Annotated in this window: 11 protein-coding genes; 2 read left to right on the top strand and 9 right to left on the bottom strand. The window is 64.8% G+C overall.

From position 1 onward, the window contains the following. Positions 1-19: 19 nt before the first annotated feature. From EPB08_RS16645 to efp, 3 genes are all read right to left on the bottom strand, one after another. Positions 20-274, bottom strand: coding sequence for a YciI family protein (locus tag EPB08_RS16645; RefSeq protein WP_130620239.1), 255 nt, complete (start codon positions 272-274; stop codon positions 20-22). Between the two features lie 13 nt (positions 275-287). Next, positions 288-1,628, bottom strand: a complete 1,341-nt coding sequence (locus tag EPB08_RS16640) for a TRZ/ATZ family hydrolase (RefSeq protein ID WP_130620238.1) — start codon at positions 1,626-1,628, stop codon at positions 288-290. 277 nt (positions 1,629-1,905) lie between these two features. Then, complete coding sequence (gene efp / locus EPB08_RS16635; protein WP_130620237.1) at positions 1,906-2,475, bottom strand: elongation factor P; 570 nt, start codon at positions 2,473-2,475, stop codon at positions 1,906-1,908. A gap of 83 nt (positions 2,476-2,558) precedes the next feature. Here efp and epmB point away from each other — a divergent pair, with 83 nt between their 5' ends. Together epmB and EPB08_RS16625 are read left to right on the top strand one after the other, a co-directional pair. After that, on the top strand, positions 2,559-3,569 hold the full coding sequence (epmB, locus tag EPB08_RS16630) for an EF-P beta-lysylation protein EpmB (RefSeq protein ID WP_130620236.1): 1,011 nt from the start codon (positions 2,559-2,561) through the stop codon (positions 3,567-3,569). Positions 3,570-3,731: 162 nt separating this feature from the next. After that, a complete protein-coding gene (locus EPB08_RS16625; RefSeq protein WP_130620612.1) occupies positions 3,732-5,774 on the top strand; it encodes an EAL domain-containing response regulator in 2,043 nt (680 codons plus the stop codon). Between the two features lie 797 nt (positions 5,775-6,571). On the opposite strand, the gene rplS is transcribed toward EPB08_RS16625, so the two are convergent. The 6 genes from rplS to EPB08_RS16595 all read right to left on the bottom strand — a co-directional run bounded on the left by rplS (position 6,572) and on the right by EPB08_RS16595 (position 11,465). After that, entirely contained in the window at positions 6,572-6,964 is a 393-nt protein-coding gene (gene rplS / locus EPB08_RS16620) for a 50S ribosomal protein L19 (protein ID WP_130620235.1), read from the bottom strand. 26 nt (positions 6,965-6,990) lie between these two features. Continuing rightward, the gene (trmD, locus tag EPB08_RS16615) at positions 6,991-7,758 is read right to left on the bottom strand and encodes a tRNA (guanosine(37)-N1)-methyltransferase TrmD (protein ID WP_130620234.1); all 768 of its coding nucleotides are present in this window, start codon (positions 7,756-7,758) and stop codon (positions 6,991-6,993) included. Between the two features lie 33 nt (positions 7,759-7,791). Further along, a complete protein-coding gene (gene rimM, locus EPB08_RS16610) occupies positions 7,792-8,307 on the bottom strand; it encodes a ribosome maturation factor RimM (protein WP_130620233.1) in 516 nt (171 codons plus the stop codon). Between the two features lie 2 nt (positions 8,308-8,309). Continuing rightward, complete coding sequence (gene rpsP, locus EPB08_RS16605) at positions 8,310-8,564, bottom strand: 30S ribosomal protein S16 (RefSeq protein ID WP_038616072.1); 255 nt, start codon at positions 8,562-8,564, stop codon at positions 8,310-8,312. A gap of 143 nt (positions 8,565-8,707) precedes the next feature. After that, positions 8,708-10,090 (bottom strand): signal recognition particle protein, encoded by a 1,383-nt coding sequence (gene ffh, locus EPB08_RS16600; protein ID WP_130620232.1) that lies wholly within the window; start codon positions 10,088-10,090, stop codon positions 8,708-8,710. A 61-nt stretch (positions 10,091-10,151) separates the two neighbouring features. Continuing rightward, positions 10,152-11,465: an alpha/beta hydrolase gene (locus EPB08_RS16595; protein WP_130620231.1), complete on the bottom strand. Its 1,314-nt coding sequence runs from the start codon at positions 11,463-11,465 to the stop codon at positions 10,152-10,154. Positions 11,466-11,507 lie beyond the last annotated feature (42 nt).

Below are 11,507 nucleotides of genomic sequence, written 5' to 3'. Positions count from 1 at the left end.
CAATGACTGGTGGCGGAGCTTAGCGCGCCTGCCATTCGTAGACCGTGATTTCCCAGCCGCCGCTGGTGTAAGCGGGATCCTGGTGGACGATCGAAAGCGCCTCGTCCATGTTCTCCGCGAGCACGAGGTAGGCGCCACCGGACTTGTCGCTGAAACCACCCGACAACTCCAGGCGGCCACCCGTGCGCAATCCGTGCAGGAAATCCAGGTGCGGCTGCACCACCGCCGGATCGAAGTCCGGTCGACGCATGGCCATCACGAGATAGCGATTCATCGGATGGCCTCGCTCAACCCGCATCGATCGCGGCGATACGCTCGCGCCATGCGTGCGTCTTCGCCAACACGGCGTCGGTGTCGATATCGGTGAGCACGCGGCCCGCCAGCTTGCGCACGCCGCTGATCCACACGTCGGTCACCTGGTGGCGACCCGTGGCATAGGCCAGCTGCGAAGCGATGTGGAACAGTGGCTGCGTTTCCAGGTCGGACAAGCGAATGGCGGCAAGGTCAGCCTGCTTGCCGGCCTCGATGGAGCCGATGCGATCTTCGAGTCCCATCGCACGAGCGCCGTTGAGCGTCGCCGCGCGCAGCGCATACGCGGCATCGAATGCGGCAGCATCATTGGCGACGGCTTTGGCAAGCAGCGCCGCCGTGCGCAGCTCGCCGAACATGTCCAGGTCATTGTTGGACGCGCAACCGTCGGTACCGATGGCCACGTTGACGCCGGCCAGGCGCAGCTTCTCGGCCGGGCAGAAGCCCGAGGCCAGCTTGAGGTTGGATTCGGGGCAATGCACCACCGACACACCTGCTTCCGCGCAGGCAGCAATTTCGGCATCGGTCAGCTGGGTCATGTGCACGGCGATCAGGCGATCGTTGACGATGCCCAGCTTCTGCAGGCGCTGGAACGGACGCAGGCCGCTCTTGGCCTTCTCCTCTTCCACCTCGTGCGCGGTTTCGTGCGTGTGCAGGTGCACCTGGATATCGAGCTGGTCGGAGAGCACGCGGATGCGCTCGAAGCTTTCATCCGACACGGTATATGGTGCGTGCGGCGCGAACGAGGTGCCGATCAGCGGATCGCCCAGGAAGCTGTCGTGCACTTCGATGGCGCGATCGAAATACTCGTCCTGCGTCTTCGCCCACGCCGTGGGGAACTCGATCACCGGCAGACCGACCACCGCGCGGAAACCCATGCGCTTGTAGGTGGCGCCGATGACGTCCGGAAAGAAGTAGTTTTCGTTGGCGCAGGTGGTGCCGCCACGGATCATCTCCGCCACCGCCAGCTCCACGCCGTCGCGCACGAACTCGTGGCCGATCACCTGGCCCTCGACCGGCCAGATGTGCTTCTGCAGCCACACCATCAGCGGCAGGTCGTCGGCCAGGCCGCGCAGCAGAGTCATTGGATTGTGCGTATGCGTGTTGACCAGGCCGGGAATCAGCACGTGCTCGCCCAGTTCGACGCGCTCGCGTGGTGCATACGCAAGCCGTGCCTCGCTGATCGGCAGCAGCGCCACGATGGCGCCCTTGTCTACCGCCACGGCGTGGTGCTCGAACACGACGCCATGCGGCTCCACGGGCACGACCCAGCGGGCTTCGATCAACAGGTCGATGGGTTGCGGGGCGGTCTGGCTCATCCTTAGGCTCGCTTTCTCGATGGTGGATACGACATGGGGCGGATCACCTTGCGGTGGCCGCCCCATGGTTGCCTAACGGCATGACGCTTTCAGGCTCGTCATTCCAGCGAGGCGCTTTTCAACAGCCGTAGGCTGGTCAAGCTGGAATCCAGTGATTTTGCGCTTGGCCGTGCGAAGAGCGAATCAGCGTGCTTCGCACGACGTATTTCACTGGATCCCTGCCTTCGCAGGGATGACGAACTGGCAAAGGCGCGGGCTAAGCCCGCGCGCCAGTTCGTCACTTGCCGACGCGGCTGACGTATTCGCCCGTGCGGGTGTCGACCTTGATCACTTCTTCGGTGGTGACGAACAGCGGCACGCGCACCACGGCACCGGTTTCCAGCGTCGCCGGCTTGCCGCCGCCGCCCGAGGTGTCGCCACGCAGGCCCGGATCCGTCTCGGTGATCTTCAGCTCCACGAAGTTCGGGGCCTGCACGGAAATGATTTCGCCGTTGAACAGCGTCACCACGCACTCTTCCTCGCCCTTCAGCCACTTCACGGCATCGCCCATGCCTGCCTTGCTGGCCTGGTGCTGCTCGAAGCTTTCCTGGTGCATGAAGTGCCAGAACTCGCCATCGGAGTACAGGTACTGCATGTCGGTATCCACGACGTCGGCGACTTCGAAGCTGTCGCTGGACTTCATGGTCGATTCGCTGGTGCGGCCGTTCTTCAGGTTGCGGATGAAGATGCGGGTAAACGCCTGACCCTTGCCGGGCTTGATGAAGTCGGCGTCGGTAATGACCCACGGGTCATTGTTGTGAAGGATCTTCATACCCTTCTTGACGTCGTTAAGACCGGCGGTGGCCATGCGCTCTGCTCCAGATGTAGCGCCGCCCGCAGGCGGCTAGAATAGGGGGTTTCCGGGGCCAGAGGCCCGTTTCAAGACCCACTATGATAACCGCAAGCCAAGCCGCCCGCCTATCTCAGCCCGGATCCGACTGGCGCGCACTGTGGCGCGAGGCCGTCACGGATGGCCGCGAGCTGCTGGCGCTGGTGGGCCTGGGACATCTGGCCGATGCATTACCGGCAGGTGACGCCGGCTTCAGCGTGCGGGTTCCGCGTGGCTTCGTGGCCCGCATGCGACAGGGCGACGCCTGCGACCCCCTGCTGCTGCAGGTGCTGCCCCAACTGGCCGAAACGGCGCAGGTCCCGGGCTTCAGCATCGACGCGGTGGGCGACATGGCCGCTCGCTCGGCCCAGGGCGTGCTGCACAAGTACGAGGGCCGCGCCCTGCTGATCGCCAGCGGCAGCTGCGCCATCAACTGCCGTTACTGCTTCCGCCGCCATTTCCCGTATGGCGACGAGATGGCCGCCGCCGGCCAGTGGCGCAAGGCGCTGGACCATGTGCGGCAGGACGCGTCGATCAGCGAGCTCATCCTTTCGGGCGGCGACCCGCTGTCACTGGCCACCGCCAAGCTGGAGGAACTGAGCCAGGGCCTGGAAGCCATCCCCCACGTCACCCGCCTGCGCATCCATACCCGCCTTCCGGTGGTGCTGCCCGAACGGGTGGACGACGCCCTCGTCGACTGGCTGGCCAGGCTGCCGCTGCAGAAGGTGGTGGTCCTTCACGCCAACCACGCCAACGAGTTCGACGCCTCGGTCGACGCCGCCTGCGCCCGCCTGCGCGAAGCCGGGGTGACCCTGCTCAACCAGTCGGTACTGCTGCGCGGCATCAACGACGACGCGGACACCCTGGCCGCCTTGTCCGAGCGCCTTTTCGCGGCCGGCGTGCTGCCCTACTACCTGCACCAGCTCGATCGGGTGCAGGGCTCGGCGCATTTCGAGGTGGACGACACGCGCGCACTGGCCCTGGTGGAGGCCGTCCGCCATCGCCTGCCCGGGTACCTGGTACCCAAGCTGGTGCGCGAGGTGGGCGGCGAGGCATCCAAGCGGCCGCTGTAATGCGCTCGACATGTGCGGCCGTGCTCAGTGTGGTCACGGTCACTTCAGGAATATTTCCGCTAGCCGTGACTCGCGGAATCCGCTAAAAACACGGGTGGCCCGCGCCCTGCTGTCACGGCAGGCTTCACAGCAGCGGCGAACAATGGATAGCTCGACGTGCCTATGAAAACTGACCAGGTCATCAAGATCCTTTTCATCGAGAAGTCAGTCGAAGACGCGGAACAGATCATCAGCCTGCTGCGCAACAACGGCATTGCCGTCCGGCCCGCGCGCGCCACCAGCGCCGAGCAGGTAACCGCTGCACTCGATGAGCTGGGCCCTGACATCGTGCTGTTCGATCCCGCCGTCGGCACGCTGGAGCTGCGCGAGGTGTCGCGCATGCTCGATGCACACGGCCGTGACCTCTCGCTGGTTGCCCTGGTCGGCCAGGTGGACAACGCCGGGGTCACCGAGCTGTTCGTCAACGGCGCCCGCAGTGTGGCCCTGCGCTCGCAGCCGCGCCAGCTGATGGCGGTGATCCAGCGCGAGTTCGACGCGCTCAACACCCGCCGCCAGCTGCGCCGCCTGGAGTCAGCGCTCCGCGAATCCGAGCGCCGCTGCGACGCCCTGCTGGACTCCTCCACGGATGCCATCGCCTACGTGCACGAAGGCATGCACGTGCGCGCCAACCAGGCCTATCTGGATACCTTCGGCTATACCGAATTCGACGACCTGCTCGGCCTACCCGTGCTGGACATGATCGGGCCGACCGATGCCGACGAGTTCAAGAACACCCTCAAGGGCCTGTCGCGCGGCGAGAAGCCCAGCACCCCGATCGAGTTGCAGGCGCGCCGCGCCGATGCCACCAGCTTCAAGGCCAGCGTGGAGTTTGCCCACGCGACCTTCGAGGGCGAGCCCTGCCTGCAGGTGGTGTTCCGCCGCCAGCAGGTCGACGCCAGCGTGATCGAGCAGCTGCAGCGCGATCCCGTCACCGGCCTGTTCAATCGCGCCCGCATGCTGGAGTGCATCGACCAGGCGGTGGCCGCCGCGACCGAAGGCACCAAGGGGCAGTCGCTGCTGCTGATCGAGCCGGACAACTGGCAGACGATCGTGGGCGGCGTGGGCCTGGCCAAGGCCGATGAGCTCCTGGCCGCCTTCGCCAATCGCGTGGAAGGCCAGCTCGGCGCCCATGACACCGCCGGCCTGCTGGCCGAACACACCGTCGGCGTGCTCTTGCATACGCGCAACGACGAAACGATCAAGCAGTGGATCACCGGCCTGCAGCAGGCTATTGCCGGCGGCATCTTCGACCTCGGCAGCCACTCGCTCACCGTTACCGTCAGCATCGGCGGCAGCCTGCTGGGCGAGCGCAACGCCAACACCGAGCTGCTGCTCAACCAGTCCAGCCAGGCCCTGCGCAATGCGCAGAGCCAGGGCGGCAACCGCAGCGAGCTGCACGATCCGGCGGCGCGCGAAAAGGCCGAGGAAGAACGCGAGCGCTACTGGCTGGGCGTGCTCAAGCAGGCGCTGACGCAGGACGATTTCGTCCTCTATCACCAGCAGACCATCAGCCTGCAGGACGCCGAGGGCGAATTCTCGGAAATCCTGCTGCGCCTGAACGGCCCGCAGGGCGAGGTGCTGCCGGGCTTCTTCATGCCCATCGCCGAGAAGCACAACCTCACCCCGGCCATCGACCGCTGGGTGCTGAACCAGACCATCGAACATCTGCGTGCCCGCGACCGCAGCGGCTCGCCTACCACCTTCTTCGTCAAGCTCACCTCCAGCTCGCTGGAAGACACCAAGCTGCTGCCGTGGCTGGGCGAACGCCTTAAGCAGGCGGGACTGAAGAACGGCAAGCTGGTGCTGGAAACCACCGAGAGCAAGGTGGTAACCGCGCTGCGCCCCGCGCAGGAATTCATCAAGATCTGGAGGGAGCTGGGCGGCCAGTTCGCGCTGGAACAGTTCGGCTCGGGCCTCAACTCGTTCCAGCTGCTCAATCACATCGATGCCGACTACCTGAAGATCGACCGCAGCTACATGGCCGACCTGCCACAGCAGGTGGAGAGCCAGAAGAAGGTGGCCGAGATCTGCCGTCAGGCACGCGAACTCAAGAAGCAGACCATCGCCGAATGGGTCGAGGACGCCGCCAGTACCTCGCTGCTGTTCGCCTGCGGCGTGGACTTCGTGCAAGGCAACTTCCTGCAGGAGCCGCAGCGGTTGGCGTGATGCGCCCCTGCCATCTTTTGCAGGAGCGCACCCAGTGCGCGAGCAGCACAGCCACGGTTTCCACGCAACGCGAAAGCCCGCCTTATGGCGGGCTTTTTTTGGCCTTGGCAACACTTTGCCATACGCCGATCGCGCACTAAGTGCGCTCCTACAAGCAGTAAGCAGCGCCGCCGCGAGCACCCGCCCCTCACCCCAGCCCTCTCCCCGGAAGGGAGAGGGAGAAGTGATGGACCGGGGCGAACAACGAAGCCACTTTAAGTCCTCAGCGCATCGACGCGTTGCGGGGTAGCCGCTCGCTATCGGCGAAGACGGTCGCAATCAGGGCTCCGGATCCTTCAAGGCTTTTCCCTGCATATCGCTGCCAGCTCTTCAGGCCATTTTCTTTGGGTTACTTTTCTTTGACTCCGGGCATCCTGCCCTCCGCCCTTCGGGCCGGCTTCGCCGTTCGCACGCGCTCCTGCGCGTGCGTGGGCCAGCAAAAGAAAAGTGACTCGAGCGTCCCACGGGACTAGCTTCGCGTCGCTGGCAGGGGATCGAAACGCCCGCCGCGTCCCACAGGGACTAGCTTTGCGTCGTAGGCGGCACCCTGGCGCGAACGGGGCTACTGAAGGCCAAGCCCCGAGATCCCTAGAGCGGAGAACATGAAGACCGGCGCGAAAGGCCTCGCGCACAGGGTGCGCTCCCACAGAGGCGAGGAGGGAGTCTCCCTGCCGCAAGGCATGCATACCGAAGGCCTAAACAAAAACCCCGCGGATCGCTCCACGGGGTTTCTGGTGTTTCGAAAAGACGTGCCGGGATTACTCCGCAGCGGCAGCCTTCTTCGCGGCCTTGGCGGCCGAGACGGCGGCGACGTCTTCCTTGATGCGGGCAGCCTTGCCTTCGAGGTTGCGCAGGTAGTACAGCTTGGCGCCACGCACCTTGCCCTTGCGCTTCACTTCGACCGAATCGATGGCCGGGCTGTGAGCCTGGAACACGCGCTCCACGCCGGTGCCGTGCGAGATCTTGCGCACGGTGAAGGCCGAATGCAGGCCGCGGCTGCGCTTGGCGATGACGACGCCCTCGAACGCCTGGACGCGCTCGCGGTTACCTTCCTTCACCTTCACGTTGACCACCACGGTGTCACCAGGGCCGAATTCCGGCAGCTGGCGGGTGATCTGCTCGGATTCGAACTGTTCGATGATCTTGTTCATGGCAACACCTGTCTAATTTCTCGCCCTTAGTGGGCCGTATCGTCGTGCCGCGACTGCTGAGCATGTTCGCGACGGAATTCATCCAACAGCGCTCGGGATTCCGCATCCAGCGCGCGCTGCGCCAAAAGATCGGGACGCCGCAACCAGGTCCGTCCCAACGATTGCTTCAGGCGCCAACGGCGGATCGCCGCGTGGTCACCGGAAAGCAACACGTCCGGTACGTCGCCCAGTGCGTCATGCACCGGTTTTGCATAGTGCGGGCAATCCAGCAGTCCGTCCGAAAACGAATCCTGCTGCGCCGACTGCGCGTCGTTCAACGCGCCGTCCTGCAAGCGGCCCACGGCATCGATGATCACTGCCGCGCCCAGCTCACCGCCGGACAGCACATAATCGCCGATGGAAAGCTCCTCGTCGACCTCGTGCGCCAGCAGACGCTCGTCCACACCCTCGTAACGCCCACAGAGCAGTGCGATGCGCGGCAGCTTCGCCAGCGCTTCCACCCTGCCCTGCGTCAGCCGCGCTCCCTGCGGACTGAGGTAAATCACATGCACCGGTTCCGGTGCGGCCTCACGCACAGCCTTGAGGGCTTCGCGCAAAGGCTGGATCAGCATCACCATCCCGGGCCCGCCGCCGCAGGTGCGGCCGTCCACAGTACGGTAATTGTCGGTGGCGAAGTCGCGCGGGTTCCAGGTTTCCACCTGCAGCAACTCACGCTGCTGCGCACGTCCCACGACACCAACGGCAGCACACTGACGCATGAAGTCGGGAAACAACGTGACGACGTCGATGCGCATGATCCTCAACCCTTGTGGCGGCGCGTGGCGCGCTCAGAATTCAGGATCCCAGTCCACCACCATGCGTCCACCGGACAAGTCCACCGAACGCACATACGAACCTTGGATAAAAGGAATCAGACGCTCACGCGTACCATCCTTCACCACCACGACATCGTTGGCGCCGGTCGCGAACAGATGACTGACCCGCCCCAGTGCCACGCCTTCCGTGGTGACGACCTCCAGACCCTCGAGGTCGACCCAGTAAAACTCGTCCTTGCCGGGAGGCGGCAGCAGTTCGCGGGCGACATAGATGTCTTGTCCCACCAACGCTGCTGCTGCGTCTCGATCGTCCACTTCAGGAAACTGGGCGATGAGCCCCTTGCCTTGCGGACGACCTTTGACTCCCGAGATCTCCGTTTCCACACCCGGCGCCGATGCAAGCAGCCAGGGTTGGTAAGTGAAGATCTTCGTGCGGGGCTCGGTCCAGGATTCGATCTTGAGCCAGCCCTGCACGCCATACAGCCCGACGATGCGTCCCACGAGGACGCGCCGGCCGGCTGCCGTCATACTCAGGCAGCCTGCTGCTTGCCGGCTTCCTTGACGAGGGACGCGACCTTGTCGGTCAGCTGCGCACCCTTGCCAATCCACTCCTGCACGCGAGCGACGTTCAGCTCAAGGCGCTTGTCCTTGCCCGAAGCAACCGGATTGTAGAAACCCACGTTCTCGATGCTGCGACCGTCGCGCTTGTTGCGCTGATCGGTGACAACGATGTGGTAGAACGGACGGCCCTTGGCGCCGCCGCGCGAAAGACGAATCTTGACCATAAATAAAAGCTCCAGAATTGCCGGGATGCCGGCAGCACGCACGTGGCCGTGCGCGGTGAACGCGACATTTTAATGAATTTTGGGGAAAAAGGAAGAGCTGACAGGCAGATCCGACCGAACTCGCCGGCCGGATCCGTTCAGCCTCAGCGCATCGGCGGGAAACCACCACCCATGCCGCCCATGCCCTTCATGGCGCCACGCATCTGCCGCAGCAGACCCTTGGTGCCGCCCTTGGAGAGCTTGGACATCATCTTTTCCATCTGCATGTACTGCTTGAGCAGACGGTTCACGTCCGCCGGCTGCGTGCCCGAGCCACGTGCCACGCGGGCACGGCGCGAGCCGTTGAGCAGATCCGGGTGGCGACGTTCTTTCTTGGTCATCGACTGGATGATCGCGACCATGCGCTTGATCTCGCCGTCGTTGACCTTGGATTTCACGTTGTCTGGCAGCGCGGACACGCCGGGCAGCTTGTCCATCAGGCCGGCCAGGCCGCCCATGTTGGACATCTGCTCGAGCTGGTCGCGCATGTCATTGAGATCGAAGCGCTTGCCCTTGATGACCTTCTCGGCGAGCTTCTGCGCCTTTTCCTGGTCGACCTTGCGCTCCACTTCCTCGACCAGCGACAGCACGTCGCCCATGCCGAGGATGCGCTGCGCAACGCGATCAGGATGGAACGGTTCCAGTGCATCGGTCTTTTCGCCGGCGCCGAGGAACTTGATCGGACGGCCCGTGACATAGCGCACCGACAGCGCCGCACCACCACGCGCATCACCATCGGTTTTGGTCAGCACCACGCCGGTGAGCGGCAGCGCTTCGGCAAACGCCTTAGCGGTATTGGCCGCGTCCTGGCCGGTCATGGAGTCGACCACGAACAGCGTTTCGACCGGCGTGATCGCGGCGTGCAGCGCCTTGATCTCCGCCATCATCGCTTCGTCCACGTGCAGACGACCGGCGGTATCCACCAGCAGCACATCGACCACTTCGCGACGGGCGGCGGCAATCGCGTTCTTCGCGATATCGACCGGATTCTGGCCCGCTTCGGACGGGAAGAACTTCACGTCGACCTGCTCGGCCAACGTACGCAGCTGCTCGATGGCGGCCGGACGGTAAACGTCACAGCTCACCACCATCACCTTCTTCTTCTTGCGCTCGGTGAGGAAGCGGGCGAGCTTGGCCACCGTGGTGGTCTTGCCGGCGCCCTGCAGGCCCGCCATCAGCACCACGGCCGGCGGCTGCTGCGCGAGGTTGAGCTCGGTATTGGCGGTGCCCATCAACGCGGTCAGCTCGTCGCTGACCACCTTCACCAGGGCCTGGCCCGGCGAGAGGCTCTTGAGCACTTCCTGGCCCACCGCGCGCACCTTCACGCGCTCGACCAGCGCCTGCACCACCGGCAAGGCCACGTCGGCCTCGAGCAGCGCAATGCGCACTTCGCGCAGCGATTCGCGGATGTTCTCCTCGGTCAGGCGACCGCGGCCGCGCAGGCGGTTGACGGTGGCGGAGAGGCGTTGGCTGAGCGATTCGAACATGGCAGACAGAAGTCCAGGGACAAGCGGGCAAATATAGCAGAGGCGGGTGTCATGACGGGATTCAGCCCCCGGCGGGCTGTTCCTTCACCCAGTTGGAAATGTCCCGGATCACCCTGGGATCCACCTTTCCCGGCACCTGGTAGTCCGCTGGCGTGGCGCTGCTTCCAGCGGGCATGAACAGATGGCTGAGATCGTCGTAGCGCCGGAACGCCACTCGTGGCCGTCCAGCCAGCGCGGTTTGCCACCGCGCGAAATCCTGTTCAGGAGACACCTGGAAGTCGCTCCCTCCCTGGAGGATCAGCATGGGCATACCCACCGCCTTGGCCGTGGCCACCACGTCGTAGTCGCGCAGGCTCAATTCGTAACTCTGGGGAACACCGCCAAACGAACCGGTCGCGGACTTGCTCGCGCCCCTGCCCGCCAGCCATTCCCGCTCGGCTTCGATGAGGTGGAGGCGATTGGCGATCTGCGCTTCGCTCAGTCCCTGCCGCTTGCCGATCTCGCGCACCTGCTGGGCTTGTACATCCAGCAGCGACCGCGCCGGCGCAGCCAGCAGGATCAGTCCTGCCAGCGCGGCATCGCGCTGCCCGATGCGTGGCGCGATGTACGCGCCCAGGCTATGACCGAGCACGAACACGCGGTGCGGGTCGACACCCGGCTGGACGCCCGCCAGCTTGATGGCCGCGAGTGCGTCGTCGGTAACTTCGTCGTCGATCGTCACGTCGTTGCGCGCGGCCATCTGTGCCGCATAGGTAAACGTGCGCTTGTCATAGCGAAGACTGGCGATGCCTGCAGCTGCCAGGCCTTGCGCAATATCGCGAAAGGGTTTGTTGGGGCCGATGGTCTCGTCACCATCATGAGGACCGGAGCCCGCGACCAGCACCACGACCGGAAAGGACCCCGATCCACTCGGCATCGTGAAGATGCCGGGCAGCGGCCCCAACGGGGACGGCACCTCAAGCTGGCGCTCTCCCTGCCCCAGCGTGGCCGGCGATGCGGGCACGGGGAGGAAGCGCAGCCCGGACACCTCACCTTCGGCATGGCAGGCGACCCGCATAAGCAGGTTGCCATGGGCGAAATGCAGCGGCGTCTCGACCATCGCGCCGCCTTGCAGATCGGCCTTGGGCGCATCCGCATGATCGAATGCACCGAATTGCGCAGGCAGCATGTGTTGCCAGATTTCGCCGAGCTTCTGCGCATCCACCGCCGCCTTCACGCGAGCGTCGAAATGGGTGGTCGCCGATGCAAAGTCACCCTTGCGCAGGGCATCGAGAATCTCTGCCGAACGCGCCTCGCAAGAGTTGCTAGCCGCATGGGCCATCGAGGCCCAGCCAAACAGGCCTGCACAGACCGCCAGGCTCCATCGATGCCACATCACCTTGCTCCCCACGTTGGTCGGCCCGCGGGAGTGCGCCCC

The sequence above is a fragment of the Dyella amyloliquefaciens genome (assembly GCF_004296575.1).
Classification (GTDB): domain Bacteria; phylum Pseudomonadota; class Gammaproteobacteria; order Xanthomonadales; family Rhodanobacteraceae; genus Dyella; species Dyella amyloliquefaciens.
This window is presented reverse-complemented; position numbering and strand designations above follow the sequence as displayed.